25 protein-coding genes and 1 pseudogene are annotated in these 26,696 nt (G+C 66.4%); 17 read left to right on the top strand and 9 right to left on the bottom strand.

Translation table 11 applies throughout. The annotated features are described in order from the left end of the window. The 8 genes from lysS to RMP06_RS08230 form a co-directional block, all read left to right on the top strand. On the top strand, nucleotides 1-1,005 hold a 1,005-nt coding region (gene lysS, locus RMP06_RS08265; RefSeq protein WP_310461293.1), incomplete at its 5' end, for a lysine--tRNA ligase. 7 nt (nucleotides 1,006-1,012) lie between these two features. Continuing rightward, the gene (locus RMP06_RS08260; RefSeq protein WP_310461292.1) at nucleotides 1,013-1,885 is read left to right on the top strand and encodes an NAD(P)-dependent oxidoreductase; all 873 of its coding nucleotides are present in this window, start codon (nucleotides 1,013-1,015) and stop codon (nucleotides 1,883-1,885) included. Beyond that, entirely contained in the window at nucleotides 1,882-2,460 is a 579-nt protein-coding gene (locus RMP06_RS08255) for a pyridoxamine 5'-phosphate oxidase family protein (protein ID WP_310461291.1), read from the top strand. The genes RMP06_RS08260 and RMP06_RS08255 overlap by 4 nt, the downstream gene beginning before the upstream one ends. 85 nt (nucleotides 2,461-2,545) lie before the next feature. Further along, the gene (locus RMP06_RS08250; RefSeq protein WP_310461290.1) at nucleotides 2,546-3,004 is read left to right on the top strand and encodes a DUF3429 domain-containing protein; all 459 of its coding nucleotides are present in this window, start codon (nucleotides 2,546-2,548) and stop codon (nucleotides 3,002-3,004) included. 25 nt (nucleotides 3,005-3,029) lie between these two features. Then, on the top strand, nucleotides 3,030-4,754 hold the full coding sequence (locus RMP06_RS08245) for a M61 family metallopeptidase (RefSeq protein ID WP_310461289.1): 1,725 nt from the start codon (nucleotides 3,030-3,032) through the stop codon (nucleotides 4,752-4,754). Next, nucleotides 4,730-5,905 (top strand): DUF3108 domain-containing protein, encoded by a 1,176-nt coding sequence (locus RMP06_RS08240; protein ID WP_310461288.1) that lies wholly within the window; start codon nucleotides 4,730-4,732, stop codon nucleotides 5,903-5,905. Before RMP06_RS08245 ends, RMP06_RS08240 begins: the two co-directional genes overlap by 25 nt. 70 nt (nucleotides 5,906-5,975) lie before the next feature. Beyond that, nucleotides 5,976-6,773 (top strand): enoyl-CoA hydratase, encoded by a 798-nt coding sequence (locus RMP06_RS08235; RefSeq protein WP_310461287.1) that lies wholly within the window; start codon nucleotides 5,976-5,978, stop codon nucleotides 6,771-6,773. Between the two features lie 10 nt (nucleotides 6,774-6,783). Next, nucleotides 6,784-7,326, top strand: a complete 543-nt coding sequence (locus tag RMP06_RS08230) for a CAP domain-containing protein (RefSeq protein ID WP_310461286.1) — start codon at nucleotides 6,784-6,786, stop codon at nucleotides 7,324-7,326. Nucleotides 7,327-7,358: 32 nt separating this feature from the next. Here RMP06_RS08230 and RMP06_RS08225 read toward each other — a convergent pair whose 3' ends face one another. The 3 genes from RMP06_RS08225 to RMP06_RS08215 all read right to left on the bottom strand — a co-directional run bounded on the left by RMP06_RS08225 (nucleotide 7,359) and on the right by RMP06_RS08215 (nucleotide 9,619). Further along, a complete protein-coding gene (locus RMP06_RS08225) occupies nucleotides 7,359-8,084 on the bottom strand; it encodes a DsbC family protein (protein WP_310461285.1) in 726 nt (241 codons plus the stop codon). A gap of 36 nt (nucleotides 8,085-8,120) precedes the next feature. After that, nucleotides 8,121-9,275 (bottom strand): FAD-dependent monooxygenase, encoded by a 1,155-nt coding sequence (locus RMP06_RS08220; protein WP_310461284.1) that lies wholly within the window; start codon nucleotides 9,273-9,275, stop codon nucleotides 8,121-8,123. A 107-nt stretch (nucleotides 9,276-9,382) separates the two neighbouring features. Next, complete coding sequence (locus RMP06_RS08215; RefSeq protein ID WP_310461283.1) at nucleotides 9,383-9,619, bottom strand: phage tail protein; 237 nt, start codon at nucleotides 9,617-9,619, stop codon at nucleotides 9,383-9,385. 142 nt (nucleotides 9,620-9,761) lie between these two features. On the opposite strand from RMP06_RS08215, the gene RMP06_RS08210 reads away from it, so the two are divergent. Both RMP06_RS08210 and ychF read left to right on the top strand, forming a co-directional pair. Next, entirely contained in the window at nucleotides 9,762-10,658 is an 897-nt protein-coding gene (locus RMP06_RS08210; protein ID WP_310461282.1) for an MOSC domain-containing protein, read from the top strand. Between the two features lie 63 nt (nucleotides 10,659-10,721). Next, nucleotides 10,722-11,813: a redox-regulated ATPase YchF gene (ychF, locus tag RMP06_RS08205; protein WP_310461281.1), complete on the top strand. Its 1,092-nt coding sequence runs from the start codon at nucleotides 10,722-10,724 to the stop codon at nucleotides 11,811-11,813. A gap of 49 nt (nucleotides 11,814-11,862) precedes the next feature. On the opposite strand, the gene RMP06_RS08200 is transcribed toward ychF, so the two are convergent. After that, nucleotides 11,863-13,452: a hypothetical protein gene (locus tag RMP06_RS08200; RefSeq protein ID WP_310461280.1), complete on the bottom strand. Its 1,590-nt coding sequence runs from the start codon at nucleotides 13,450-13,452 to the stop codon at nucleotides 11,863-11,865. A gap of 980 nt (nucleotides 13,453-14,432) precedes the next feature. Here RMP06_RS08200 and RMP06_RS08195 point away from each other — a divergent pair. From RMP06_RS08195 to RMP06_RS08175, 5 genes are read left to right on the top strand one after another with little or no spacing between them, the layout of a single operon-like run. Beyond that, nucleotides 14,433-15,005, top strand: a complete 573-nt coding sequence (locus tag RMP06_RS08195; protein ID WP_310461279.1) for a DUF3455 domain-containing protein — start codon at nucleotides 14,433-14,435, stop codon at nucleotides 15,003-15,005. A gap of 35 nt (nucleotides 15,006-15,040) precedes the next feature. Next, nucleotides 15,041-15,598, top strand: a complete 558-nt coding sequence (locus tag RMP06_RS08190; RefSeq protein WP_310461278.1) for a sigma-70 family RNA polymerase sigma factor — start codon at nucleotides 15,041-15,043, stop codon at nucleotides 15,596-15,598. After that, nucleotides 15,595-16,335, top strand: a complete 741-nt coding sequence (locus RMP06_RS08185) for an anti-sigma factor (RefSeq protein WP_310461277.1) — start codon at nucleotides 15,595-15,597, stop codon at nucleotides 16,333-16,335. The genes RMP06_RS08190 and RMP06_RS08185 overlap by 4 nt, the downstream gene beginning before the upstream one ends. Before the next feature lie 22 nt (nucleotides 16,336-16,357). Continuing rightward, complete coding sequence (locus RMP06_RS08180; protein ID WP_310461276.1) at nucleotides 16,358-17,239, top strand: aldo/keto reductase; 882 nt, start codon at nucleotides 16,358-16,360, stop codon at nucleotides 17,237-17,239. Continuing rightward, nucleotides 17,239-17,943, top strand: a complete 705-nt coding sequence (locus RMP06_RS08175; RefSeq protein ID WP_310461275.1) for a hypothetical protein — start codon at nucleotides 17,239-17,241, stop codon at nucleotides 17,941-17,943. Before RMP06_RS08180 ends, RMP06_RS08175 begins: the two co-directional genes overlap by 1 nt. On the opposite strand, the gene RMP06_RS08170 is transcribed toward RMP06_RS08175, so the two are convergent. The 3 genes from RMP06_RS08170 to RMP06_RS08160 all read right to left on the bottom strand — a co-directional run bounded on the left by RMP06_RS08170 (nucleotide 17,932) and on the right by RMP06_RS08160 (nucleotide 20,676). Further along, entirely contained in the window at nucleotides 17,932-19,776 is a 1,845-nt protein-coding gene (locus RMP06_RS08170; RefSeq protein ID WP_310461274.1) for a type II toxin-antitoxin system HipA family toxin, read from the bottom strand. The two genes, RMP06_RS08175 and RMP06_RS08170, sit on opposite strands and share 12 nt — an antisense overlap. Before the next feature lie 78 nt (nucleotides 19,777-19,854). Further along, on the bottom strand, nucleotides 19,855-20,379 hold the full coding sequence (locus RMP06_RS08165) for a GNAT family N-acetyltransferase (protein ID WP_310461273.1): 525 nt from the start codon (nucleotides 20,377-20,379) through the stop codon (nucleotides 19,855-19,857). Between the two features lie 9 nt (nucleotides 20,380-20,388). Next, nucleotides 20,389-20,676, bottom strand: coding sequence for a type II toxin-antitoxin system TacA family antitoxin (locus RMP06_RS08160; RefSeq protein ID WP_310461272.1), 288 nt, complete (start codon nucleotides 20,674-20,676; stop codon nucleotides 20,389-20,391). Between the two features lie 138 nt (nucleotides 20,677-20,814). On the opposite strand from RMP06_RS08160, the pseudogene RMP06_RS08155 reads away from it, so the two are divergent. Both RMP06_RS08155 and RMP06_RS08150 read left to right on the top strand, forming a co-directional pair. Beyond that, nucleotides 20,815-21,084 (top strand): annotated as a pseudogene (locus tag RMP06_RS08155) (type II toxin-antitoxin system prevent-host-death family antitoxin). After that, entirely contained in the window at nucleotides 21,081-21,506 is a 426-nt protein-coding gene (locus RMP06_RS08150; RefSeq protein WP_310461294.1) for a type II toxin-antitoxin system VapC family toxin, read from the top strand. Before RMP06_RS08155 ends, RMP06_RS08150 begins: the two are co-directional and overlap by 4 nt. Nucleotides 21,507-21,526: 20 nt before the next feature. Here RMP06_RS08150 and RMP06_RS08145 read toward each other — a convergent pair whose 3' ends face one another. After that, nucleotides 21,527-25,021 (bottom strand): DEAD/DEAH box helicase family protein, encoded by a 3,495-nt coding sequence (locus tag RMP06_RS08145; protein WP_310461271.1) that lies wholly within the window; start codon nucleotides 25,019-25,021, stop codon nucleotides 21,527-21,529. After that, nucleotides 25,018-26,631: a peptide chain release factor 3 gene (locus RMP06_RS08140; protein WP_310461270.1), complete on the bottom strand. Its 1,614-nt coding sequence runs from the start codon at nucleotides 26,629-26,631 to the stop codon at nucleotides 25,018-25,020. The genes RMP06_RS08145 and RMP06_RS08140 overlap by 4 nt, the downstream gene beginning before the upstream one ends. Nucleotides 26,632-26,696 lie beyond the last annotated feature (65 nt).

Raw genomic sequence — 26,696 nt, 5'->3', positions numbered from 1 at the left:
TACGTCGACCTGATCACCGACGAGGCGGCGCGCACCCGTTTCCGCGCCCGCAGCAACGCGGTGTCCAGCATCCGCCAGTTCATGATCGAGCACGACTTCCTCGAAGTCGAGACGCCGATGCTGCATCCCATCCCCGGCGGCGCCAACGCCCGCCCGTTCACGACGCACCACAACGCGCTCGACCAGGAGATGTTCCTGCGCATCGCGCCGGAGCTGTACCTGAAGCGGCTGGTGGTGGGCGGCTTCGAGCGCGTGTTCGAGATCAACCGCAACTTCCGCAACGAAGGCATCTCGGTTCGGCACAACCCCGAATTCACGATGATGGAGTTCTACGCGGCCTACTGGAACCACCACGACCTGATGGACTTCACCGAGCAGGTGCTGCGCCACGCGGCCGTGTCGGCGACGGGTTCGGCCCGCCTGAGCTACGCCGGCAAGCCGGTGCATCTGGACGAGCCGTTCGCCCGCCTGTCGGTGCGCGATTCGCTGGTGGCCCATGCCGGTCTGACCGAAGCCGAGGCGGACGACGCGCACGCGGTCCACGCCAAGCTGAAGTCGCTCGGCGAAGAGCCGCCGAAGCACTGGAAGCTGGCGCAACTGCAGTTCGGCCTGTTCGAGGCAGCGGTGGAAGACAAGCTCTGGCAGCCGACCTTCATCATCGACTACCCGGTGGAAGTCTCGCCGCTGGCCCGCGCGTCCGACGCCAATCCGGCCATCACCGAACGCTTCGAGCTGTTCATCACCGGCCGCGAATTTGGCAACGGTTTCAGCGAGCTGAACGACGCCGAGGACCAGGCGGCGCGTTTCCAGTCGCAGGTGGCGAACAAGGAAGCCGGCGACGACGAGGCGATGTTCTTCGACGCCGACTTCATCCGCGCGCTGGAATACGGCATGCCCCCGACGGGCGGCTGCGGCATCGGCATCGACCGGCTGATGATGCTGATCACCGACTCGCCCAGCATCCGCGACGTGATCCTGTTCCCGGCGCTGCGCCGCGAAGGCTGAACACGCCATGCGGGTCGGTGTCATCGGCATCGGCAACATGGGCCTCGGCATTGCGCTGAGGCTGCTGGAACGCGGTCACCGGGTGGCCGTGCGCGACCTGCGCCCGGACCTGGAGCAGATCGCCGCGGCGGCCGGCGCACGTGTGCTGCCGACGCCACGGTCGGTCGCTGCAGCGGCGGATCTGGTGGTCGTGGTGGTCGTGAGCGCAGCGCAGATCGACGAGGTGCTGCACGGCCCGGACGGCTTGCTCGCCGCCGCACCGACGGACGTGCTGCTCTGCAGCACGATCGCCCCGGAAGACACCGCCCGGTTCGCCGACGCGGTGGCGGCCCATGGCGGCACGTTGCTGGACGCGCCGATCTCCGGCGGCCCGGTGAAGGCCCGGGCCGGCACGATGAGCCTGATGCTCGCGGCGCCCGAGGCGGCCCGCCTGCGCCACGCAAAGGTGCTGGCCGACATGGCCGCCCATGTTTTCCCGATCAGCGAGCGAGCGGGAGATGCCGCGCGCGTGAAGCTGCTCAACAACCTGCTGGCCGCGGTGAACCTCGTGGCCGGTGCGTCGGCCCTGGCGGCGGGCGAGCGCATGGGGCTGGACCTTGCCACGCTGCAGCAGGTCATCGCGGCCAGTTCCGGCCAGTCGTGGATCACCGACGACCGCCTGCCTCGCGCACTGGCTGGCGACTATGCCCCGCGTGCCCATGCCCACATCCTCACCAAGGATCTGACCCTCGCGCTGCAAATGCTGCAGGCTGCTGGCGAATCCTCGCCGTTTGGCGAGGCGGCGCTGGCGGTGTTCCGCGCGGCGTGTGACGCTGGCTGGGCGGAGCGGGATGACGCGGTGGTGCTGGACGTGGTGCGGCGCGCGGCACCGCCTGCATGAGGGCCTTGACCGAGGCATCGGCACCTGAGGACGCGGTGCTGTGGACAGAACTGGTCCGGGCGGCGGCGACCCGCGGTCACCCCTGGCGCCAGCCCGTGCTGGCCACCACCTGCGCCACGCGCGGTGCACAGGCGCGCACTGTGGTGCTGCGCGAGGTCGATCCCGCCAACCGCACGCTGCTGCTTTACACCGACCTCCGTGCGCCCAAGGTGGCGCAGCTCGACGCCGATCCGCGCGCCCAGCTCGTCTGCTGGTCGCCCGCGCTGGGCTGGCAGTTGCGGTTGAGCTGCGAGATCGGCTGCGAGTCCGAAGGGCTGGACGTGACCTCCCGCTGGGCGACGCTGCGCCACACCCGCGCCGCGCAGGACTATCTCTCGCCACAGGCGCCAGGCAGTGTGCTGCCGACCAGCGGGGACGCGGCTGCGGCGGCGGCGGGTGAGCAGCGCGGTGCCTTTGCCGTGCTGCGGGTGCGGGTGCTGGAGATGGATTGGCTCGCGCTCGACCCGTCGGGACACCGCCGCGCCGTGTTCGATTACCGTGGCGCCGCACCACAGGTCCGCTGGTTGGTACCGTGAAGTTCAGTTCAGGCTGTGCGCGTGGCGGGTGCAGCGGTGACAATCACCGGCGCCTCCACTGACGAAACGAACCACCGTGTCCGCAATGCCTCTTTCGACTGCCGCCGCTCCTTTGTCCGTGCCCGATCGGCTGGCGGTGCGGCTGGGCCACGCGGGCCTGGTGCCGTTCGTGCTGGGGGCCTTGCTGGCGCTGCTGGTGCGGGCCGATGTGCTGCCGTATGTGGTGCTGTCGCTGTCGGTGTATGCGGGGCTGATCGTGTCATTCCTGGGCGGCATCCACTGGGGCATCCTGATGGTGGCCCGCGATGCCGCGCCGCGCCGCCTGCTCTGGGCGGTCACGCCGTCGCTGTTCGGCTGGGTGTCGGTGGTGATGCCGCCGCACGCGGGGCTGGTGATCCAGGCGCTGTTGCTGATCGTGTGCTACCTGGTGGATCGGCGCGTCTATCCGGCCTACGGGCTGTCGAAGTGGCTGACGCTGCGCTTCAGGCTGACGCTGGTGGCGTCGATGAGCTGTTTCATGGCGGCCGCCGCTGCCAGCGCCTGACCACGCCAGCCACGGAAACCCCCGCATGATCCGCTACCACGTCGAGATCGACGACCTCCACCGCCACCACTACCGCGTCACCCTGACCCTGCCGACCCCGGCGCCACGGCAAAGGCTGTCGCTGCCCGTCTGGATTCCCGGCAGCTACCTCGTGCGCGAGTTCGCCCGCCACGTCTCGGCGGTCGAGGCGCGCCAAGGCCGCCGCACGGTGGCGCTGGCGCAATGTGACAAGCAGAGCTGGGAAGCCGCCTGCACCGGTCGAGGCGCGTTGACGGTGAGCTGGCGTGTCTACGCCTTCGACAACTCGGTGCGCTGCGCCTGGCTGGACACGCAGCGCGGCTTCTTCAACGGCACCGGCATGTTCCTCTGCGCCGAGGGGCGCGAGGCGGACGAGCACCGCGTCACCTTCGGTCCTCTGCCCGCTGGCTGGGACATCGCCACCGGCCTGCCCGAGGTCGCTCCCCGCGAATACGCCGCGCCCGACTACGACGCGCTGATCGACCACCCCGTCGAGCTGGGCACCTTCTGGCGCGGCACCTTCACCGCCTGCGGCGTCGAGCACGCGTTCGTCGTTGCCGGCGCGCTGCCGAGCTTCGACGGCGAACGGCTGCTGGCCGACACGCGCCGCATCTGCGAAGCCCAGATCCGGTTCTGGCATGGGGGCGCACCCGCACCGTTCGACCGCTACGTCTTTCTGCTCAACATGGTCGATGACGGCTACGGCGGGCTGGAGCACCGCAACAGCACCGCGCTGATCTGCAACCGCCGCGACTTGCCCCGACGCGGCGAAGCGGGGTTGAACGACGGCTACGTCACGCTGCTCGGCCTGATCAGCCACGAGTATTTCCACACCTGGAACGTCAAGCGCCTGAAGCCGCGCGACTTCGCCCCCTATGACCTGCGCGGCGAGAACTACACGGCGCTGCTCTGGTTCTTCGAGGGGTTCACCAGCTACTACGACGACCTGTTCCTCGTGCGCACCGGGTTGATCGACCAGACGCGCTACCTGCGGCTGGTCAACAAGACCATCAATCAGGTGCTTGGCACACCCGGCCGCCAGGTGCAGAGCGTCGCGCAGTCGAGCTTCGACGCCTGGGTCAAGTACTACCGGCCAGACGAGAACAGCGCCAACGCCACCGTCAGCTACTACACCAAGGGCGCGCTGGTCGCGCAGGCGCTCGACCTGACGCTGCGCCAGGAGGGCAAGGGCACGCTCGACGACGTGATGCGCGGCCTCTGGCAGCGCAGCGGCGGCGGCCCGATCGGCGAGGACGACGTCGCCGCCGTGCTGGCCGAGGTCGGCGGGCGCTCGTTCGCGGCGGAACTGGCGGCCTGGGTCCACGGCACGGACGACCTGCCGACGCAGACCCTGCTCGCTGCCCACGGCGCCGACTGGCAGCGCGACCGGCCGCTGTTCGCGCAGCGGCTGGGTGCGCGGGTGAGCGAGTCGCCGCAGGGCTTGAAGGTGCAGTCCGTCCAGCACGGCGGTGCGGCGGATCTGGCCGGATTGTCGGCCGGGGATGAGCTGCTGGCGCTGGGCGACTGGCGCGTGGTCAAGCCGGAGGATCTGGCGCTCTACGGCGCGTTCGAGCAGCCTCAGCCGCTGCTGGTCAGCCGTGACCGGCGCCTGCTGCGGCTGACGCTGCCCGCATCCACTGCCGAAGGCGCCGTGGCGCTGAGCTGGCAGGCCAAGCCCGCTGCGCGTGCGCGGCGCCTGCGTGCAGCATGGCTGGGCGCGCCCGGGGCCTGATGCGCACCCTGTGGCTCCGGTCCCGGCTGTGGTGGGGGCTGGCGCTGCTGGTCGTGCTGCTGCACGGGCTGGTGCTGGACGGACTCAGCGGCACGCTGGCGCAGGGCGAGCCTCCCGCACCGTCGATCCACCGCATCGAGGCCACCTACACCCGCACCGTGGCGCAGTCCGCGGCCCCTGCCGGCCCGCAGGTCGCACCACCGCCCCGGCGGGCGCGCCCGGCTGTGGTCAAGCCCGCCGCCACGCCCGCGAGCGGTGCCGAGGCACCTGTCGAGATCGCCCTGTCCGACCCGGACTCAGCGGCATCCAGCCCCGGTGCGGACCCGAATGCCGCACCCGGCTCGGTGGCCGCAGCACTCCCGGCGGCCTCGGTCCCCCAGGTGGCCGCAGTGGCCTCTGCAGCGCTGCCCACGCCCGCCAGTGCTGCCTCCGGACCGGCGTTCACCTGGCCGGTCTCGACGCGGCTGACCTATGTGCTGGACGGCTGGTACCAGGGGGAGGTCCGTGGCGATGCGCAGGTCGAGTGGCTGCGCGATGGCGACCGCTACCAGGTCCACCTCGACGTCAGCATCGGCCCGCGTCTGGCGCCGCTGGTCGCCCGCCGCATGAGCAGCGAGGGCCGCATCACGCCGGATGGCCTGCGCCCGCAGCGTTACGAGCAGGCCACGCGCCAGATCATCGGCCGCAATCGGCTGGTGCAGATGCTCTTCCCGGACGAGCGCAGCGTGCAGCTGCAGGACGGGCGGCTCGCCAGCACCCGTGCCGACGTGCAGGACACCGCCAGCCAGTTCATCCAGATGGTCTACCTGTTCTCCGTGCGGCCGGCGCTGCGCGAGAAGGGCGGGCGTGTCGAGTTCGATCTGGCGCTGCCGCACCGGGTGCGGCGCTGGGCTTACGAGGTGGGCGACACGTTGCCGACCATGACACCGCTGGGCGAGCTGCAGACCTTCCACGTCCGCCCGGTGCCGGCCCGTGACAGCGTGGCCGAGACACCGGGCGAGGCGGCCCGCTCCGGCGGCAGCATCCTCAGCGCGCAGGTCTGGTATGCGCCCACGCTGCAGATGCTGCCCGTGCGCATCCGCATCGAGCAGGACGCCGAGACCTGGATCGACCTGCGCCTGTCCGAGCCGCCGAAGCAGTCGGGACCGTGATCCGCGGGTTGGGGCGATATAGTGGCCGCGCACCCTGTGACCCCTGTGATCCCGAACAACGGAGACCCCGATGACCCACGAAACCATCCTCGTCGAAACCCGCCCCGGCGCCACCGAGCAGGCGCTGCGCTACGGCTGGATCACGCTGAATCGCCCCAAGGCCTTGAACGCGCTGAACGACATGCTGATGGACGAACTCGGCGCCGCGCTGCTGGCCTTTGACGCCGACGACGGCATCGCCTGCATCGTCGTGACCGGCAGCGAGAAAGCCTTCGCGGCGGGCGCGGACATTTCCATGATGCAGCCCTTCGATTTCCCGAACGCCTACCGCAAGGGTCTGATCTCGCGCAACTGGGACACGGTCCGGCAGGTCCGCAAGCCGGTCATCGCGGCGGTGTCGGGCTTTGCGCTCGGCGGTGGCTGCGAAGTGGCGATGGCCTGCGACCTCATCCTCGCGGCCGACAACGCCCGGTTCGGCCAGCCCGAGATCAAGCTCGGCATCATCCCCGGCGCGGGCGGCACGCAGCGCCTGCCGCGTGCGGTGGGAAAAAGCAAGGCGATGGACCTCGCGCTGACCGGCCGGATGATGGACGCGGTCGAGGCCGAGCGCTCGGGGCTGGTGTCGCGCGTCGTGCCACTGGCCAATCTGCATGCCGAAGCCGACAAGGCGGCGCAGGCCATGTGCGGCTACTCGCTGCTGGCGCTGATGGCGACCAAGGAGTGCGTGAACCGGGCGTTTGAGGCGCCGCTGACGGAAGGCCTGCTGTTCGAGCGCCGGCTGTTCCACGCGCTGTTCTCCAGCAGCGACCAGAAGGAAGGCATGGGCGCCTTCCTGGAGAAGCGCGCACCGCAGTTCACGCACCGCTGAAGGCGCGGGGATGCCTCGCCTCGGTCCACCACGGCTGCGCTGGACGGCGCTTTTGCTGGCCGGGTGGATGGGGCTGGCGGGTGCCGCCGCACTGGACACGGAGCAGGGCCGCGAGGCACTCGCGGCCCACAACCGCTGGCGTGCGCGGGTCGGCGTGCCGCCGCTGGTCTGGTCAGAGGCGCTGGCGCAGTCCTCGGCCCGCTGGGCGGCACAGCTCGACCAGGGCGGGCAATGCCGCATGGAGCACAGCGATGTCCCCGACCTGGGCGAGAACCTTTACTGGGCCAGCCCCATCCGCTGGAGCACCGGCCTCACCACGGTGCAGGAGGTCCGACCGGCGTTTGTCGTCGATGTCTGGGGCCGCGAGTCGGCCGATTTCCAGTTCGACGCCAATTCCTGTCTCCCGGGTCGTGCCTGCGGCCACTACACCCAGATCGTCTGGCGCACCACCCGCGAGGTCGGCTGCGCGCTGCGGGTGTGCAGTGCGAAGGACCAGGTGTGGGTGTGCCAGTACCAGCCGGCGGGGAATGTCTTCGGGATGCGGCCGTATTGATGCCGCACGGCGGTTTGACGCCCCTGACCGGCTCAGGACTTCGCAGCCAGCCTCTTCTCGATCTCCACCGCCGGAATTGCACCCGGCGCCCGCGTGCCGTCCTCGAACACGATGGCGGGGGTGCCCGTGACCTTGTGCTTCTTCGCCAGCGCCGAGTTGCGCTCGATCGCCGATGCATCGCATTGACCCATCAACCGGGCTGGTGCCGCGCCATCGATCATCCAGTCGCGCCAGACCTTGGTGTTGTCCTTGGCGCACCAGATCGATTTCGACTTCTCGGGTGAATCGCCGCCCAGGATCGGGATCACGAAGGTGTAGACCGTCACGTCCTTCACGTTGACCAGATCCTTCTCCAGCCGCTTGCAGTAGCCGCAATTCGGGTCGGCGAAGACAGCGATCTTGCGTTTGCCGTTGCCGTTCTTCCAGACGATCGCGTCCTTGAGCGGCAGGCTGGCGAAGTCGATCGCGGAGAGCTTGTCCACGCGCTCTTCGGTCAGGTTCCGGCGCGTGGCCGTGTCGATCATCGAGCCTTGCAGCAAGTAGGTGCCCTTGGCGTCGGAGTACATGATGTCGGTGCCGATGCGCACCTCCCAGATGCCGGGCATGGGTGTCTGCCGGATCTCGTCGATCTTGGGCAGATTCGCGAAACGCTCGGTCAGCGTCTTGCGGATCTCGGTTTCGTCGGCGCGGGCAGGCCCCGCCAGCAGGGTCAGGGCAGCGAGTGCGGCAGCGGCGAAGGGGGCGAGACGGGGAATCATGGTGCGGTGTCCTTGGAGCGGGGTTCCGTGCGTGGTTCAGGCATCGAGCGCCCGTGCGGTCAGCCAGCGTTTGAGCGGGCCGAGATGGTGTACCAGAGTCATGCCATGGTTGCGCAGTTCCTTCAGTGGCGCTGAAGGCTGTGCAAAAAGGTGCAGAAGTCCGTCGGTCAATCCGCTCATGGCCCGGGTTGGGGCGCTGCGTTCTCGGGCGTAGCGGCGCAGCGTGCGTTCGTCGCCGAGCGATTTCCAGGGCATGGTGCGTCGGGCATCGACCAGCACCCGCGCCAGCGCCCGCACATCCGCCAGCCCCAGGTTCAGCCCCTGCCCGGCCAGCGGATGCACCGCGTGCGCGGCATCGCCCAGCAGCACCCAGCCCGGTCCGCACCAGCGTTGCGCATGGCCGACCCGCAGCGGCCACGCGGCCCGGGGCGAACCCAGCCGCAGCGTGCCGGCCGCGTTGCCCGTGGCGGCGTTCAGTTCCGCTTCGAATGCCGTGTCCGACAGCGCCATCAACCGTTCGGCCTCGGCCTGCGGCTGCGACCAGACGAGGCCGAAGCCGTGGTCGATCTGCGGCCGGTCGAAGGGCAGCAGCGCGAGCACGTCCGGGTGGCGGAACCACTGCCAGGCGGTGCCGTGGTGCGGCGTGTCGCTGACGAGCCGCGCTGCCACGCCGTGGTGGCCATAGGAGAAGGACTCGAAGCCGGCGCCCAGCGCTTCGCGTGTCGCGGAATCCTTGCCTTCGCAGATGGCGGTGAGGGCCGCGGCGACGGGTTGCGTCAGCCGCTGCACATGCGGCGCGTAGCGCACGGCCTCGCCGAGTGCCTGCTCCAGCGCTGCGGCGTCCACGATCCACGCCAGTTCGCCGAGGCCCTGCTGCCAGGCGCTGAACTCGATCGCGCCGCCGTCGTCGCCGTGGATGCGCATGTCCTGCACGGCGGTGCGCCCGTCTTCGGGCAGCGCGTCCCACACGCGCAGCTCGCGTAGCAGCGTGACCGAGCCAGCGTTGAGCGCGTAGGCGCGCACGTCGGGCGCCGCGTTCTTGTTCGGCACTGCGCCCAGCAGGCCGACGCGCAGCCCATCCCGCGCCAGCGCCAGCGCCAGCCCCATGCCGACCGGGCCGCTGCCGCGGATCAGGACATCCAGTGTCGGGGCAGGGGAGGCGGCGGTGAACGCGGAAGGCAGGGTGTTCATCCGCCCGATTGTAGGAACCCTGTGCCGTGCCTGCGCCGTGCAGGGACAGAAACGCACAAGGCGCCCGCTGGGGCGCCTTGTCAGACAGGGTGTGAGGCTGTGGCGGATCAGTCGCGGGAGGGGAAGATGCCCTGGATGCAGATCTGGTAGCTCATGCCGTCCGTCGGAGCGGCCATCTTGGGCAGACCGAAGGTGGTACGGCCGTCGCCGCCGTAGTGGGTGCCCAGCAATGCAAACAGGGCGTTGTACTGCTGGATCGGCAAAAGCTGGCCGTCGCATTTCATCCAGTCACGTATTTGGAAGTTGTAACCGAACAGGCAGATCATTCCGAGATAGGCATCCATGACAGTTCCTTGGGGTGTGTGGGCACAGGGATGGGGGCAAACGGTACCGTGGGTGGACGCGGTATCGTCGTGGCCAGTCTGCGCATTTTTTCCAGATCACGCCAGTAAAAAATCACGCAAATTCATCACGGTGGACAGTCCCATGACCGACGCTTTGCTTCAGCCTGTTTCCTCTGCGCCAGACGACGGCAGCAGCCCCGTCACCATCGCCAGCCTGCACGTCTACCCGCTCAAGTCCTGCGCCGGCCTTGCGCTGCCGCAGGTCGCGCTGAGCGCCACCGGCTTCGCGCACGACCGCCAGTGGATGCTGATCGACGACCAGCACGAGTTCCTCAGCCAGCGCGAGCACGCCCGCATGGCGCTGATCCGCCCGTCGCTCGGCGACGATGGCGCGCTGACGGTGAGCGCACCTGGCTGCGCGCCGCTGGTGCTGCCGGTGGTGGCCGCTGGCGAGGCGCTGCGTGTGCGCGTCTGGGACGACGCGGTCGATGCACGGGCCGCCAGCGCGGCGGCAGACCGCTGGTTCAGCGCCTTCCTCGGCGCGCCAGTCCGGCTCGTGCAGTTCGCGCCGGGGCAGCGGCGGCTGTCGAGTGCGCGCTGGACCGGTGCGCTCGAAGCGGAAAACGGTTTCTCCGATGGCTACCCGATCCTCGTCACCACGGTGGCGGCGCTGGACGAGCTGAACCGCCGCCTCGCGCTCGGCCGGCATGCACCGGTGACGATGGCGCGTTTCCGCCCGAACCTCGTGCTCGACGGCCTCGGCCCGCATGGCGAGGACGGACTCGACGAGCTGCACTTCGATACGCCGGACGGTCCGGTCACGCTGCGGCTGGTCAAGCCGTGTCCGCGTTGCCCGATCCCCAACATCGACCCTGACACCGCGGAAGCTGGCCATGAGCCGGGCGACACGCTGGCCCGCTACCGCGCCGATGCGCGGGTCGGTGGTGCGATCACGTTCGGGATGAATGCGGTGATCGTCGAGGGCGTCGGACGGTGGCTGGTGGTGGGGCAGGGCGGGCAGGGGACGGTGCGGTTCTGAGCGTTCTCCGGGCGGGGGTGGGCGCCTACAATCGCCGGATCTCCCCCTGAACAAGACACCACCATGAGCCTCAAGTGCGGCATCGTGGGCCTGCCCAACGTCGGCAAGTCCACCCTCTTCAATGCGCTGACCAAGGCCGGCATCGCCGCCGAGAACTACCCGTTCTGCACCATCGAGCCGAACGTCGGCGTGGTCGAACTGCCCGATGCGCGGCTGGGCAAGCTGTCCGAGATCGTCAAGCCGGAGCGGATCGTGCCGGCCATCGTCGAGTTCGTGGACATTGCCGGGCTGGTGGCGGGCGCGTCCACGGGCGAAGGGCTGGGCAACAAGTTCCTCTCGCACATCCGCGAGACCGACGCCATCGTCAATGTCGTGCGCTGCTTCGAGGACGACAACGTCATCCACGTCGCCGGCAAGATCGATCCGCTCGCCGACATCGAGGTGATCCAGACCGAACTCTGTCTGGCCGACATGAGCACCGTCGAGAAGACGCTGCACCGCACGAACAAGACGGCCCGTTCCGGCGACAAGGAAGCCGCGGCGCTGGTCAAGGTGCTGGAGAAGTGCCAGGCGGCGCTGGACCAGGCCCTGCCGGTGCGCTCGGTCGATTTCAGCAAGGAAGAGCTGGTCATCCTCCGGCCGCTGTGCCAGATCACCGCCAAGCCGGCGATGTTCGTCGGCAACGTGGACGAGACCGGGTTCGAGAACAACCCCTTCCTCGACCGCCTGCGCGAGTTCGCCGCGAAGCAGAACGCGCCCGTCGTGGCGATCTGCGCCAAGACCGAGGCCGAGCTGTCCGAGATGGAGGAAGAGGACCGCGCCATGTTCCTGGCGGAAATGGGCCAGGACGAGCCGGGGCTGAACCGCCTGATCCGCGCCGCGTTCAAGCTGCTGGGGCTGCAGACCTACTTCACCGCCGGGGTGAAGGAAGTGCGCGCCTGGACCATCCACGTCGGCGACACCGCGCCGCAGGCGGCGGGCGTGATCCACACCGACTTCGAGAAGGGCTTCATCCGCGCCCAGACGATCGCGTTCGTGGATTTCATCGCCTTCAAGGGCGAGCAGTGTGCGAAGGACGCCGGGAAGATGCGGGCGGAAGGCAAGGAGTACGTCGTGAAGGACGGCGATGTGCTGAACTTCCTGTTCAGTTCGTAAGGCTGATTCGACAAAGCGCCAAGCGGTCAGCCGCTTGGCGCTGTCGCGATCAATCTTCTTCGTCTTGCTCCGCCATCTGGGCAACCATGTTCATCCAAGCATTGCGCACCGCCTCTGCTTCGCTGAGCATGACTTGACATACATCGCTTGTCACGCCGAACTTGTTCAGAAAGAGTTCGAAGAACTCGGCCTTGTTCGACGCCCCAGCGTTTTTAATGGCTTTTCGGACCATTTCCTCGGTTTCCTCGGTGGCATGTGCTCCGGAGAACGCGATCGCTATGAAGGTAAGTGCATCTTCATCCATGACCTCAAACCCCAAGTCTTCAGCATCGACGATTTCCTTTAGCGAAAGGCCATACGCTATGCCAATGGATACTATCCTTCCATAGGCTTCTCCAAGCTCTGCTTTTACATCCTCAGGAAATTTAGAGGTTGAGTAAAAATATAATAGCACGAATAATACTAATGATTTTGTTAGTATATCCTCCAGCGATTTGCAGGTGTCAATGCTTGCTAGCAAATTCTTGGTGATGATAGAGATGTGACCAGTTAGTATCTTGTCAAGAGCCCCTGTCTCGTCACCTAGATCACTTATTGTTGCCTCCTTTGCTGCGGTGATTAATGAAAAAGAGTAGTCTAATTTGCTCTTCCTGTCGGCGGATAACTTTTCATAAGAGCCAAAGCCGTATAGCAGCGCTCTGTTTTTTGCTGTATTTTCCGACGCGGAGAGTTCATTTTTTAGAGCCGGCACTATATCTGACAAGAAATCAATAAGCACAAGAATTTCAGGTTCTGAGAATTGATCAAAGAATTGAAATTCGTAGTTATTTACGTAAAAATTCTTGCCGTCATTTCTTATCTGTCGAACGTCTGACAGATCAAATCGCTTTACTTCCTTCATCATGGCTTTCGAGATTATTTCCTTGTCGGTGACAATTAGGAAATCTTTCCCGGTTTGAAGGAAGGTGTTGTCTACAATAACAAGAATTGAATAAGGGTCGATCCCGTCATCGCAAATGCTTGTGATGGTCATCACTCGCTGTCTTGATGGTTGTGGCGCGAGATAAACGTGACTGGACAGCCTATGACGCTTCGCGACGTTACGCAAAACTTCCAGATACCTGGGATTATATTTGCCCTGAGTTGGAGTGCTTTTTTCGCTGACGGCGACTGCATTGCTGCTGGTTCTCTTTGCGGCAGCAGGAGCACTGACCGCATGTTGCTTGTCAGCTTTGTCAACACTTCCAAGTGCGCGGCACACTTTCCTGAGTAACTCTGCAAGGACTGCAGGCTTCACACTTGATCCTGACATGCCGAATAAGCAGCCCGGCGCCAAGTATAAATTCATCCCCTTTGCCGCAATAGAATCTGCACCAGAAGCGAGATCTTCCCAGCTCAGGGATTTCTTGTGCGACTCAGTTGCCCAGTCATTGTTCCAGTAAATGCCTGATGATCCAATCGCCATTCCTTGTTTGGCCGAGCCGAAAACTGTTGCATCAATGAGTGCCAATATTTCTTCATTCCGAGGAATTGGATAGTTCGCCATCGCATTGTTCATTTTTTTGTCTGGTATTTGGCTACCGACATAAAAATCGTCACTTCTGAACGCTTGAAGTAAGCTTAAAATTTCTGATTTCATTTTAGTGAATATTTCTAAGATGGCCGAAAATTTTTTAGTATTATGCCATTATTATTTTTCTGATGAGGGGTTGGATGTAAGTTTTGATTTGTAGGTTGCGTAGTCTGATGACAGCTTTCTGCAGTAGTCAGAACTATACCAAGAAAGTACTTTCTCTTTGTTTGGAGATCCGTCGCTATTTGCTGCATCAGAGGTAATTCTCTTGTAGTGTTTAAGTCGGCCCGCATCAAGCTCTACTTGTTTTATTTGAGTGGCTCTCCATTTGGAAGCTTCTAGCATGAATATTTCTTCTTTCCCAAGTATTTGGGCTGATATTCCACATTTTATTAGTTGGGTGGCCTCGTCATCGTATTCATTTGCGCATCCTGATATAATTGCTGATATCAGTAATGCAAATTTAAATTTGTTAGACTTGTTCATTTTATGAAAAAACCACTGATGCCACGATGCCCATAATTACCAAGGCGCCAATTATTTTCCCAATTACCGGGAACATGACTGCCGGCCACAGTAGCGTGGTCACAATCAGGTTGACAAAAAACCCTTTGCTCTGGTCGGCGTCACCCCAGATCCAGTAATAAAGGGCGTAGATTATTCCTATGGCGAAGTAGCCACAAATTACTTTGTGCGTTGTTTTCAAGGGGTGTCCCTGATGGTGGTTGGCTGGTGTGGAAGGCAATAGAACAATTGTTTCAACATGTTATTTTTGCTGTAATGTTGAACAAAAAATTATAATTTGGTTGTTTGGTTGTTTGGTTGTTTGGTTGTTTGGTTGTTTGGTTGTTTGGTTGTTTGGTTGTTTGGTTCAAAATCGAAAATTGTGCCAAAAAATCACGATTTTTGACCTTGCTGTGCCATGTTTTCGCATGGCGTTAAAAATTTTTTCACGGAACTGCATCCATCCGGCCCTCGGCGGACTAGTGAGAAGTGCAAGGCTCAAAACCTTCACCTTCCTCACCCACCCTCCCCAGGAGTCCGCCATGACCCGCACACGCTTCGCCCTCGTTGCTTCCTCCCTCACCCTGACCGCCGTGCTGGCCGCCTGCTCGGGCATGCCGTCGATGCCGATGGCGCACATGGCCACCCCCTACAGCCAGGACATGCTGCCCGACCCGGTCAAGGTGCCGGCCGGTCACCGCGTGGCCTGGGAGACCGTCGGCGTCGGCGAGATCACCTACGAATGCCGCGCCAAAGCCAACATGGCGGACGCCTTCGAGTGGGTGTTCGTCGGCCCGATGGCGGCGCTGAAGAGCCGTGGCGGCGAGACCCTCGGCCGCTACTTCGGCCCGCCGGCCACCTGGGCGGCCAACGACGGCTCCGCGCTCACCGGGACGCAGGTCGCGGTCGCTCCTGCGATGGCGGGCAGCATCCCGCTGCAACTCGTCAAGGCGAACCCGGCGATGGGCAGCGGCGCACTGACCGGCGTGAGCTACATCCAGCGCGTGGCGACCCGCGGCGGTGTCGCGCCGGCCATGCCCTGCGCGGCGGGCAGCACGGGCAAGCGCGAGATCGTCCAGTACCAGGCCGACTACATCTTCTGGAAGCCGGTCTGAGGCGCCCCTAGAATCGGGCGGCTTCCTGTCGCCTGATGCCCACGCCCTTGCCCACCTTCGACCATGATGCCGCCCTGCTCGCCTGCGCACGGGGCGAGCGGTTCGCCTTGCGCGTGCTCTACGAACAGGAGGCACGCTGGCTGCTGGGTGTCGTGCGGCGCATCGTGCGCGACGCGGTGCTGGCGGAGGACGTGTTGCAGGACGCTTTCCTGCAAATCTGGCAGCGTGCCGAAACGTTTGACCCGGCACTGGGTTCGGGGCGGGGCTGGATCTACACCGTGGTGCGGCACCAGGCGCTGCGGGCCGTGCGCGGCAGCGCGACCGAGCCGGTGCTGCTCGACCCGGAGACGCTCACGGGCGTGTCCGACCTGCAGCAGGCGCAGTCCGACGAGGACGACGACCGAGGACTCGACCCCGACAGCCTGGAGCGTTGCCTGCAGCGGCTGGACGCGCCGCGGCGGGCCTGCGTGGTGCATGCCTTCGTCGATGGCTACACCCATGAACAGATCGCCGAGCGGCTGAACACGCCGCTGGGCACCGTGAAGTCGTGGATCCGCCGCAGCCTGCTGGCGTTGAAGGAGTGCCTCGCATGAAGCTCGACACCGCCGAGGATCGCAGCGTCGCGGCCGGCGAGTTCGTGCTGGGCACGCTGGACGACACCGCCCGACAGGCGTTCGAGGCGGCGATGGCCCATGACGCCAGCCTGCGCGCCGAGGTGGCGATGTGGCAGGACCGGCTGCTCAGCCTGACCCGCCACGCGCCGCCGGCCGAACCCTCGCCGTCGCTGTGGTCGCGCATCGACGCCCGGCTGGCCTGGGCCGGTACACGCGCCCGTGCCGAGGTGCCGCCGCTGCGGTTGCCGTGGTGGCAGCGGCTGGGGCTGTGGCAGGGCGTCAGCGGGATGGCGGTGGCGGTGTGTGTGGCGCTGGGCAGTGCGCTCGTGCTGCGCGGCGCCCCGGACGCGGCGCAGGACCAGCGTTACGTCGCCGTGCTGCAGGGGCCGCAGGGCGGCGGCAATGGCTGGGTGGTCGAGGTGCGCGTCGATGCGGCGGGACAGGGGCGCTTGCGGCTGGTGCCGGTGGCGCCGTCCGGGCCGGTGCCGGTGGGGCGGGCGCTGCAGTTCTGGACCAAGGCGCCGGGCGCGGCCGGCCCCAGCTCGCTCGGACTGGTGCAGGCGGGTTCGACCGTCGAGCTGCCGACCACGCGCTTGCCGGACCTGCGCCCCGAGCAGTTGTTCGAGATCACGCTGGAGCCCGAGGGTGGCTCGCCGATCGGGCGCCCGACCGGGCCGATCCTGTTCGTCGGGCGTGCCGTCAAGTTGACCAGTTGATGAAGTTGAAAGAGAGGTCCGCATGACCATTGCCCCACCCACCCTGTCCCCGGTCATCGCCGGCTGCTGGCGCATGGCCGACTGGGGTTGGACCCCGAGCGAGCGGCTGCGCTGGATCGAGCAGTGCCTTGACCGCGGCGTCACCACCTTCGACCACGCCGACATCTACGGCGGCTACGCGGTTGAGGCGCTGTTCGGCGAGGCGCTCGCGCTGGCGCCGCACCTGCGCGAGCGGATGCAGCTCGTCAGCAAGTGCGGCATCAAGCTGGTGCATCCGAGTCGGCCGGCGCACCGACTCAAGTCCTACGACACCTCGGCCGCGCACCTGATCGCCAGCGTGGACAACAGCCTGCGCGCGCTGCAGACCGACCGGCTCGACCTGCTGCTGATCCACCGGCCGGACCCGCTGATGCATCCGGCCGAGATCGCCGAAGTGGTGGCGCGGCTGCAGATGGCCGGCAAGGTACGGGCCTTCGGGGTGTCCAACTTCACGCCGTCGCAGTTCGCCCTGTTGAACGCTGCCGTGCCGCTGGCGACGAACCAGATCGAGCTGCACCCGCTGCACCGCGCGCCGCTGCACGACGGCACGCTCGACCAGCTCGTCGGGCTGGGACTGCGGCCGATGGTGTGGTCGCCGCTGGCGGGCGGGCGCTTGTTCACCGGCACCGCGCCGGATGCGCAGCGTGTGCGTGCGACGCTGGACGACATCGCCCGCCGCCACGGCGTCACGCCGGCCACCGTCGCCTATGCGTGGCTGCTGCGCCACCCGAGCCGGCCGCGCCCGCTCGTCGGCAGCCAGCGCATCGATGCGCTGGACGAGGCGCTCGCCGCCCAGGCGCTGACGCTCGACGCCGAGACCTGGCACGCCATCTGGAGCGCGGGCGAGGGCGCGGAGGTGCCGTGATGGGCGTGACCGCCGCCGTGGTGACGAGTCCGCGCCTGCAGGCCGAGCGCGACCGGCTCTACCGCACCGAGGACGATGGCCGGGTGCGTGCGCTGGTGCTGTCGCTGGCGCGGCCGGCGGACTGGGCGGTGCTCGGGTGGATGTGGCAGGGTGTGCAGACCGACCTCGGCTGGCCGGCGCCCGGCATCGCCGTGTCGGGCACGGACGCCTGCCAGCTCTGGTTCTCGCTGGCCGATCCGGTGCCGGCGGCCGAGGCACACGCGCTGCTGGAGTACCTGCGCACCCGCTTTCTGGCCGAGGTGCCGCCGCACCGCGTCGAGCTGCTGCCGTCGGCCGATGGCGTGCAGCAGGCGCCGGTCATGCCCGCGCTGCAAACCGACAGTCCGGAGGGCGAGGTCTGGTCGGCCTACATCGCGCCCGACCTCGCGCCGGTGTTCGCCGAGACACCGTGGCTCGACATCCGGCCCGGCTCGGAAGGGCAGGCGGAGTTGCTGTCGCGGCTGTCGAGCATCCGTGCTGCCGAGTACCGGGCGGCGTTGCCGGTGAAGGCGCCAACACCCGATGCAGCAGCGAGCGCAGAGGGATTCACCGATCCGCGGCAGTTCCTGCTGCACGTCATGAACGACGGGCAGGTGGAGATGGGGTTGCGGATCGAGGCGGCGAAGGTGTTGCTGCAGTCCACCTCGGCAAAGTCAATCGAATGACACCAGCCGGCCGCGGCAGATCTCCAGCGTTCGCGCCACCGCCGCTTCACCTGACGGACCGGCGCCCGGGATCTGGGGCAGCGTGATCGACTCGACTGCTGCCCGCAGACGGGTCAACACGTCCTCCATGGCTTCATGGGTGTCCGCTGCGCGCAGTCCGATCGTGGAGGCCGCCGCCAGAAAATCGGCCCGTTTGAGCCGCTCGTTTTTGCCGTTGAGCATGAGCGCCATGCGGTCATGCGCAAGCCGAGGAAAGGCGCGTGTCGTCAGCGTGTCATAGACCGGTGCCAACCGCACGCTGCGGAACACCCGCTCGCCAGGCTCGGCCACCTTCAGCACGGCCATGTTCTTGAGGTGCATGTCACCGTCGGCAATCAGCCATGCAAACAACGCGCGCTGCACCAGCTTCAGCAGGTCAGCCTCCGGTGACGTGGACAGTGCGCGCAAGGCCCGCGCCACCCGTTCGATGCTGCCGTCGTACTTGGCCCTGGGCGGCAGATCGAGCAGTGCGCACAGGTCTTCCATGACCAGCAGGCGGCGGTCGTCCACACCGGCGCGGATGTCGAACCGCTCCACCAGGAGTGCCGGTGGCAGCCCATCAGGCATCGGGACCAAGGCGGTCGCCGGCACGTCGAACCCGGCGTTTTTCGCCAGTGCCAGACCGATCCACTCGACCAGAGGCAGGGCTTCGAAGCCGCTGGTGCCCGCCGGTTTCAGGATGTGCGTGAACGGTGTGCCGATGCTGGGCGACAGCGTGCCCCCGTGCCCCAGCGTCATGGGCGCCTTGATCTGCACGCCGGACAGCCGCGGTGTGTGGGTGTGGGCGCAGACCAGGGCGAGGTTGTGTTCGAAGTCCTGCTCGATGGTGCTGCGCCCAGGCCCGGCGTATGTGCCCGTGAACACGCCCGCCACGGCATGGTCGGCCAGGCGTGTGGTGAGCACATCGAGTGGCAGTGCGGCCAGCTCGGCGGCATCCTGTGCCACCGTGATGTTGGACAGGTAGCGCCGACCCGTGCGCAGCGTGGCCCGCTCGTCGCGGTCGCGGAGCACCGCCCCCAGCCAGCCCTCGGGCAGCAACGAAACGATGAGCGGTGGCAGTGTTCCCGGCACCGTCTGGCGGATGAGCGGCGGCATGGGCACGCCGGTGTCGATCGGCGACCACTGCCATTCGAAACCGTCGTGGGCGAGGTGACCCATCGCTCGGCCATGCCATGCCACTGTCAGATCGAAGGCGGCGACATTGCGAGCAGGGACGAGGCCGAGGGGGCGCAGCAGGAATTTCTCGGCGCCTTCGCCCTCGCGGTACCAGTCATTCTCCCGGGCGAGTGCCCAGACGGCATCGCTGGCGGCGCGGGGGCTTCCATGTTCTTCGATCAGCCGGGCGGCCAGGGCCTCGCGGGTGGCGGCGTCCAGGGATGCCGCATGTTCGCTGCGCAGGCGAAAGGCTTCCAGAAAACGCTGGCGGATCGAGGACACCTGCACCGAAAACTCGCCCAGGCTGTCCGCCACGACCGCCGTTGCCAGTGCCGGTTGCGCAGGGGCCTTGTTCTGGACGATTTCGAGCGCCCTGAGGCGGGTGCGCTGCACACGTGGCCCCGCCAGGTAAAGGCGGCCCTCGCGTGTCGGCCCCAGCACCACCGCGCTGGCGGCGGACAGGTACGCCTTCGGGTAGAGGTAGCGACCGATGCGCACGGCATGTGCCAGCACCGTCTGGTCCACATCGTCGTCGGCATCGACATAGATGCCCCGCATCAATTGCACCAGCTTGCCGGCCTGCGCCAGGGCGTGGCTGCGGGTCTTGTCGAGCGTCTCACCCACCAGATGCAAGGGCATTTCTTGAACTTGTCCGTATTTCAGATACGGGAAAGTTAGCACCTCAGGCGAGGCAGCACAAGGAATGCCTAGACGGGCTCAGTGCGCCGCCGGCCCCCGCGCCGCCGCCACCGTGCCCAGCGGCAGGAACAGCACCAGCGGCGACTGTGGCAAGGCGATGAAGCCCTGGTGCCGGTAGAACGCGGCGGCGGTCTCGTCCTTGGCATCGACCATCAGCGCATGGGCGGCAATCTCGGCGCGGATGGCCCGGTCCAGCGCATCGGCGACCAGCGTGCCGCCCAGCCCCTGCCCCTTGAACGCCTGATCGACTGCCAGCCGCCCCATGCGCACGGCCGGCACACTCGGATAGCGCGGCAGCTTGCGGGCCGTGGCGGCGGGCAGGTCGGCCAGCAGCAGACTGGCCGAGGCGAGGGTGTAGTAACCGGCCAGACGGGGCGTGGCCTCGGTGGTCAGCGCCACGAAGCAGGCAGCGACCCGGCGCCGGACATCCTGGGTGATCTGCTCGCGCAGGTAGCGGTCCAGTGGGGCAGAGCCGCTGCAGAACGTGGTGCGGTCGAGGTCGGCGGTGAGGGGGCGGACCTGGAACGGTGGCGGTGTGGTCATCGCCAGCCGTCAGTCCGCACCCAGCAACTGGCGGCGGCGGGCGAAGGCGCGCACCAGGGCGGGTGTGGGTTCGGGTGGAGACAGCAGCGCCTGTGCAAAACACCGCTGGTCCTCCAGCGACAGCCGCACCACTTCGGCTTCGGCGATCGCCTGCTGGGCAGCGTCCTGCACCGCGGCGATCACGAAGTCCGTCATGGTGCGTCCCTGGAGTTCGGCGGCGCGCTTGAGCATCGCGTGCAGGTCGGTGCTGATGCGGGCTTCGAGACGGGCGGTTGCTGGGGATGAAGAGGCGGGCATGGGCGATTCTCCTCGTGCGACTGTACGGCAACTGGCCGGGTAATTGGATTGCCATTTTTTGCCATGGGGATGCAGCTTGCCGCACCGGATTCAATGTAGTAACGTGTCTACAATAAATCCTCCTGACCGGAGATCCCCATGATCACCACTCTCTCCAGCCGCGCGTTCAACTAGGACGCCAGCGGCGCCAAGAAAGCCGCCCTGAAGGGACCGGTCTTCATCACCGACCGCGGCCGGCCTGCGCATGTGCTGCTGAGCATCGAGGAGTACCGCCGGTTGACCGGTGGTGAGGCTGGGGGGCGCAGCATCGTGGACATGCTGGCCATGCCGGTGACGGACGAGACGGCTAGCATTGACTTCGATCCGCCGCGCCTGAACCTCAAGCTCCGCCCGACGGACCTCGGCTGATGTGGCTGCTCGACACCAACGTCGTGTCCGAGTTGCGCAAGGCGCGCACCGGACGTGCGGACCCGAACGTGGTGGCCTGGGCGCAGTCGGTGCCGCCCGCCAGCCTGTTCCTGTCGGTTGTCACGCTGCAGGCGCTTGCACTGGGGGTTCTTCAGGTCGAACGCCGGGACTCGGCGCAAGGGCGCGTGCTCCGGACCTGGCTGGATGATCAGGTCATCCCGGCCTTCGCGGGCCGCGTGCTGGTCATCGATGCCGCTGTGGCGCTGCGCTGTGCCCGGTTGCATGTGCCAGACCCTCGGTCGGAGGCTGATGCCTTGATCGCCGCTACGGCCCTGGTGCATGGCATGACGGTGGTGACCCGCAACACCGCCGACTTCGCGCCGACCGGGGTGGCGTTGCTCAACCCCTGGTCGGCGACCTGAGTCACTGCGATTTCAGAGCGTCAGGAGGATTGATCAACCGTGAGGTCCAGCGGATCGATCACGGCCCGCAGGCGGGCAAGCGTGCGCATGTCATCGGTGGTGGGCAGATCGGCGAAGGCCGGGTTCTGAGCCTGGAGGACGTACTGCCCGCTGGCCTTCTTCGTCACCACACGCAGCAGGTATTGGCTGTCGCCACTCTCGTCCTGACGCTTGATGGCCATGACGCTGCCGGTGATCGATCCCGCTCGGCTTGGACTGACGCGTTCGAGCAGCAGGTAGTCGCCGTCGCGGATCGGGTGCTTGCCGCCGTCCATCGAATGACCCGCCGCCCGTGCGATGAAATGGCGGGCTGGGTCGAGCGGACCATAGCGAGCGGGTAGCCACCGCAGTGTTTCTGCATCGGTGCGGCCGGTCTTGAAATGACCGCAGGCCATCTTCAGATCGGGGAAAAACGGCAATGCAATCCCTGCCCCTGTGGCACGAAGCTGGTTCGGAAACGGGATGACTTGGCCGCTCTCCGCACTGTCTTCAGTCGATGTTCGCCGCACCGCATAGCTCGCCAGGCAGTAATCGACCAGCTCCTGCAGGAGCCCGGTCAGTGGCTCGGCGAGCAATGCCGGTACCCCTTGCAGGAGGCTGAACCGATCGCCTTCCAGTCCGAAGTACCGTGCAGTGCCGGCGGGTCTGTTGCCGCCAGTCCAGGCTTGGATTGGGTTCTTTCGCCAGTAAGCCGCCCACGCAGGCGAATCGACCGCTGCCGCTCGGGCTTCCGGTGTCAGGTCCGCCAGCAGTGGCCGCCGACGCTCCAGCACCTCGCGAGAGCGCCGATTCAGTTCCGCCAGTGGCACGGGTGTACGCAGGCCGTCCAGCTCCAGAAAGGCTTCCAGCAGCACCATCTTGAAACTGCGGGTCATCGGCGCGGTTTCGACCTCTCGCAGCAGCGCCCCGAAGCGGTCGGCGGCTGTGGCTTCCTCGTCGTTCAGATCTCCTTGGCTGCGCACCAGCGCAAACCAGTGCCCCGCCTGCCTGCGCATGGCCTGCACGCTGGCGCCCGAGTGGTGGTACTCGGTCAGCGAAGGGCGGTGCCCCAAACGGTCGCGCAATGCCTCGTATTCGTGGCGTGGCCCCTGGCTGTCGAGCGCCTTGAGGAAGTCGATGATGCGCAGGTCGTAGTGGATGAAACAACCGGGTGGCAAGTCGAGCGTCTGTTGCTCGACCTGGACAGCGAAAGAGGCCAGCGCCTGGTGGCTCGCCCCGATTTCACACAACGCTTGCGGTTGGCGCAGAAAGGCGCGGTGATTGCCGATGAAGTCCAGCACGACCAGATGGGTCTTGTCCGCGTGGCGGCGCAACCCCCGGCCGAGTTGCTGCAGAAACAGGATCTTGGATTCGGTCGGGCGCAGGAGCATCACGGTGTCGATGCCCGGCAGATCCACGCCTTCATTGAACAGATCAACGCTGAACAGCACCTGCAGCGTGCTGTCTCCCAGGTGTTCGAGTGCCTCGGCGCGGCCGAGGTCGGAGCCTGCGTACACCGCGGCTGCGGCCACACCTTCGCGGCGAAACTGCTCGGCCATGAACTCGGCATGGCGGCGCGAGATGCAGAACGCCAACGTGCGCTTCTGGCTGCGCTGCCGCCACTCCTTCATGGCGTGGCGGGCGCGGGCCAGCGTGGCCAGTTGGTGGTCGAGTTGTGTCGGGTCAAAGCGGCCGTTGCGCCACGGGATTTCGCGGTAATCAACCGACTCGTCAAAGATGCCGAAATAGTGAAACGGTGCCAGCAGACCAGCGCGAATGCCATCGAACAGCGGACAGGTGTGGACGAGGTTGTCGTCGCACAGTGAAAGGATGTCGGACTGGTCGGTGCGGTCTGGTGTCGCGGTCAGGCCGAGCAGAAACGTCGGTGCAAAGTGGGTCAGCAGGCGTCGGTAGGTGCTGGCCGCGGCATGGTGAAACTCATCGACCACGATGTAATCGAAGTGCTGCGGCGCAAAACGGTGCAGGTGCTCAGGGCGGCCCAGGGTCTGCACCGACGCACACAGCACGTCCACGTCGGTGTCCCGGCTGCGGCCGGTGTAGTGACCGATGCGCGTCTGGGGTCGGATGCGCAGAAACGTGGCCGCCGCCTGGGTCAGGATTTCCTCGCGGTGGGCGACAAACAAGATCCGCTGCGCGTTCAGTTGCACGGTGTCGAAGGCCGCCAGCCAAGTTTTGCCCAGACCCGTGGCCAGCACCACCAAGCCGCGCCGGTAGCCTTGCTGGCGCGTGGCCGCCAATGCCGCCAAGGCTTCACGCTGCACCGGTGTCGGTTCGGGTGGCGCTTCGGGGGCCTCTGCGTCCGGGGTGGGACCGGGGTGCGTCAGTCGTGGTGCAGGGGGTGTCCGGCGCTGTTCGTAGTCCTCGATCCAGGCATCGGTCAGCGGTGCGTTGCGGGGATGGACGAACAGCTCGTCAAAGCGTCGGCGCACTTCCAGGAAGCCTGCGTCTCCGGGATGAACGATGCGGTAGTTCCATTCCAGTCCACCTCGCAGCGCCTGCCCGCTGATGTTGCTGGAGCCGACGAAGGCTGTTCCATCTAGCAGTTCGCCATGGGCCAGCCGGGCGAAGAGGTAGGCCTTCAGGTGAAAGCTGCCGCCCTGGGTGGCATGCACGCGGACCTCGGCACCCTGTTCCTGCAGCAGGAGCAGCAAGCGGAGCGCCTCCGGGTCGGTGATGCCGAGGTAGTCGCTGGTCAGCAGACGCAGGCGGCGTGCGGGGTCATTGGCGACCGCCTGCAGGTCGGCCCACAGCAAACGCAGGCCGCTGGTCTTCACGAAGGCCACCGCCAGATCCACCTGTGAGGCGCGGGCACATGCGGCCGAGAGCTGTATCAGCAGGTGGTCATGGTCGCCGCCAGTCACCAGCCGGTGTTGCGGAGCACGCTGGATCAGTGCATTGGTCCAGTGCTCGGTGCGATCCGGACGGCGGTCTTCCGTCAGCCAGATTTCGGGCGCGAGCGATTGCGGCAAGGCGGTCAGCCAGGCCCGCAGCGTTGGCTCGTCGGCGTCGGTGAAGCGGCGGCCGTGGTGCAGCCGCTCGCCGCGGCCGTGCTTGAAACTGACATAGAGCGTGCCACCCGGCCGCAGCGCCCGCCACAGCCGCGCCAGCACGTCGGCCATGTCCGCCTCGGCCACATGCAGCAGGCTGGCGCAGCACCAGATGCCGTCATGGCGGGCCACATCGTCCAGTTCTTCGAAACGGCGCACGGCGACCGCGAAACCGCAGTGCTGCGAAGCCAGTGTCGCCAACGTCGGCGAGGCATCGAACGCGCTGACCTGGTAACCCCGCTCAGCAAAGGTCCGGGCATCGCGCCCCGATCCGCAGCCAGCATCCAGGATCGCGGCCCCTGCGGGCAATCGATCCAGGAACCGCTTGACCAAGGGCGCCATGTCCACCCCGACCGTACCGGAGAAGAACTCGGCTGCGTGCCGGTCGTAATACTGCTGGGTCTCGCCCTCGCCGGCCCGATCGCTCACAACGTCGGCGCCGCCCCGAACACCCGCCCCGAGTGCTCCCGCATCGCGTGGAACTGGATGTCCGGCGCCCGCTCCTGCGCGACCCTGAGGTCCGAGCTGTACTGCACCAGGAAGGCCGGCGCCCCCACCACGTCGTGGGCGATGCGCAGCGGCTCCGAGTCGATGAAGCGCTTCAGCTTGTTCTCGTCCGCACTGGTGATCCAGCGGGCGATCGAGAAGCGGCACGGATCCAGCCGCGCATCCACGCCGTACTCGCCCTTCAGGCGGTGCAGCACGACCTCGAACTGCAGTTGCCCGATCGCGCCGAGCATCAGCGAGCCGCCCGCGACCGGGTTGAACACCTGGATCGCGCCTTCCTCGCCCAACTGCTGCAGGCCCTGGCGCAACTGCTTGCCCCGCAGCGGATCCTTGATTTCCACCGTGCGGAAGCTTTCCGGCGCGAAGAAGGGCAGCCCCGTGTAGTGCAGCATCTCGCCCTCGGTCAGCGTGTCGCCGAGCTGCAGCACGCCGTGGTTCGGGATGCCGATGATGTCGCCGGCCACCGCCTCGTCCACCAGCTCGCGCCGCTGCGACAGGAAACTCACCACCGTCTGCGGGCGCATTTCCTTGCCGTTGCGCACGACCTTCAGCCGCATCCCGCGGAGGAACTTGCCGGACGAGACGCGCACGAAGGCGATGCGGTCGCGGTGCGCCGGGTCCATGTTGGCCTGCACCTTGAAGACGACGCCGGTGAACTTCGGCTCGTTCGGCTCGACGGTGCGCTCGATCGCCTGCCGGTTGCCGGGGGGTGGTGCCAGGGCCACCAGCGCATCCAGCACCTCGCGCACGCCGAAGTTGTTGATGGCAGAGCCGAAGAACATCGGCGTCTGCCGGCCGGCCAGGAATTCGGCGTGGTCGAAGGCCGGAGCCGCTTCGCGCACCAGCTCGACCTCGCCCAGCGCCTGCTCGTAGGGGGTGCCGAAACGCTCGGTGTACGCCGGGTTCTCCAGCCCATGCAGCACTTCCTCGTCGCCGCCGGCCCGGTCCTCGCCGGGCGCGAACAGGCGCATCTGGTCCTCGCGCAGGTCCATCACGCCGTGGAAGAACTTGGCCATGCCGACCGGCCAGGTGAAGGGCACGACGGTCATGCCCAGCTCCTGCTCGATCTCGTCCATCAGCGCGAGCGGGTCTTTCACCTCGCGGTCCATCTTGTTGATGAACGTCAGGATCGGCGTGTTGCGGGCGCGGCAGACCTGCAGCAGGCGCCGCGTCTGCGGCTCCACGCCATTGGCCGCGTCGATCACCATCAGCGCGGCGTCCACGGCGGTCAGCACGCGGTAGGTGTCTTCCGAGAAGTCCTGGTGGCCGGGGGTGTCGAGCAGGTTGATGACGCAGTCGCGGTACTCCATCTGCATGACGGAGGAGGCGACCGAGATGCCGCGCTGCTTCTCGATCTCCATCCAGTCGGACGTGGCGTGGCGGCTGGCCTTGCGCGCCTTGACGGAGCCGGCGATCTGGATCGCGCCGGAGAACAGCAGCAGCTTTTCCGTCAGCGTGGTCTTGCCGGCGTCAGGGTGGGAAATGATCGCGAAGGTGCGGCGGCGGCGGATCTCGGTGGAGAGGTCGGACATGGTGGGCGGTGGGCAAGAGCGGCGGCGTCAGGGGGTGACGCGCGAAGCTGGCATTGTCGCCTGTG

It is taken from the genome of Sphaerotilus sp. (genome assembly GCF_031429695.1).
In the GTDB taxonomy this organism is placed as follows: Bacteria; Pseudomonadota; Gammaproteobacteria; order Burkholderiales; family Burkholderiaceae_C; genus Sphaerotilus.
This window is presented reverse-complemented; position numbering and strand designations above follow the sequence as displayed.

Excerpts from the sequence above, each read along its gene's own strand:
- RMP06_RS08140 (WP_310461270.1), bottom strand. The coding sequence starts at position 26,631 with ATGTCCGACCTCTCCACCGAGATCCGCCGCCGCCGCACCTTCGCGATC.
- RMP06_RS08225 (WP_310461285.1), bottom strand. The coding sequence starts at position 8,084 with ATGATTCCCCGTCTCGCCCCCTTCGCCGCTGCCGCACTCGCTGCCCTG.
- RMP06_RS08185 (WP_310461277.1), top strand. The coding sequence starts at position 15,595 with ATGAAGCTCGACACCGCCGAGGATCGCAGCGTCGCGGCCGGCGAGTTC.
- RMP06_RS08210 (WP_310461282.1), top strand. The coding sequence starts at position 9,762 with ATGACCGACGCTTTGCTTCAGCCTGTTTCCTCTGCGCCAGACGACGGC.
- RMP06_RS08170 (WP_310461274.1), bottom strand. The coding sequence starts at position 19,776 with ATGCCCTTGCATCTGGTGGGTGAGACGCTCGACAAGACCCGCAGCCAC.
- RMP06_RS08165 (WP_310461273.1), bottom strand. The coding sequence starts at position 20,379 with ATGACCACACCGCCACCGTTCCAGGTCCGCCCCCTCACCGCCGACCTC.
- RMP06_RS08220 (WP_310461284.1), bottom strand. The coding sequence starts at position 9,275 with ATGAACACCCTGCCTTCCGCGTTCACCGCCGCCTCCCCTGCCCCGACA.
- RMP06_RS08235 (WP_310461287.1), top strand. The coding sequence starts at position 5,976 with ATGACCCACGAAACCATCCTCGTCGAAACCCGCCCCGGCGCCACCGAG.
- RMP06_RS08215 (WP_310461283.1), bottom strand. The coding sequence starts at position 9,619 with ATGGATGCCTATCTCGGAATGATCTGCCTGTTCGGTTACAACTTCCAA.
- RMP06_RS08250 (WP_310461290.1), top strand. The coding sequence starts at position 2,546 with ATGCCTCTTTCGACTGCCGCCGCTCCTTTGTCCGTGCCCGATCGGCTG.
- RMP06_RS08260 (WP_310461292.1), top strand. The coding sequence starts at position 1,013 with ATGCGGGTCGGTGTCATCGGCATCGGCAACATGGGCCTCGGCATTGCG.
- RMP06_RS08240 (WP_310461288.1), top strand. The coding sequence starts at position 4,730 with ATGGCTGGGCGCGCCCGGGGCCTGATGCGCACCCTGTGGCTCCGGTCC.
- RMP06_RS08180 (WP_310461276.1), top strand. The coding sequence starts at position 16,358 with ATGACCATTGCCCCACCCACCCTGTCCCCGGTCATCGCCGGCTGCTGG.
- RMP06_RS08175 (WP_310461275.1), top strand. The coding sequence starts at position 17,239 with ATGGGCGTGACCGCCGCCGTGGTGACGAGTCCGCGCCTGCAGGCCGAG.
- RMP06_RS08200 (WP_310461280.1), bottom strand. The coding sequence starts at position 13,452 with ATGAAATCAGAAATTTTAAGCTTACTTCAAGCGTTCAGAAGTGACGAT.
- RMP06_RS08160 (WP_310461272.1), bottom strand. The coding sequence starts at position 20,676 with ATGCCCGCCTCTTCATCCCCAGCAACCGCCCGTCTCGAAGCCCGCATC.
- RMP06_RS08195 (WP_310461279.1), top strand. The coding sequence starts at position 14,433 with ATGACCCGCACACGCTTCGCCCTCGTTGCTTCCTCCCTCACCCTGACC.
- RMP06_RS08230 (WP_310461286.1), top strand. The coding sequence starts at position 6,784 with ATGCCTCGCCTCGGTCCACCACGGCTGCGCTGGACGGCGCTTTTGCTG.
- RMP06_RS08190 (WP_310461278.1), top strand. The coding sequence starts at position 15,041 with ATGCCCACGCCCTTGCCCACCTTCGACCATGATGCCGCCCTGCTCGCC.
- RMP06_RS08245 (WP_310461289.1), top strand. The coding sequence starts at position 3,030 with ATGATCCGCTACCACGTCGAGATCGACGACCTCCACCGCCACCACTAC.
- ychF (WP_310461281.1), top strand. The coding sequence starts at position 10,722 with ATGAGCCTCAAGTGCGGCATCGTGGGCCTGCCCAACGTCGGCAAGTCC.
- RMP06_RS08255 (WP_310461291.1), top strand. The coding sequence starts at position 1,882 with ATGAGGGCCTTGACCGAGGCATCGGCACCTGAGGACGCGGTGCTGTGG.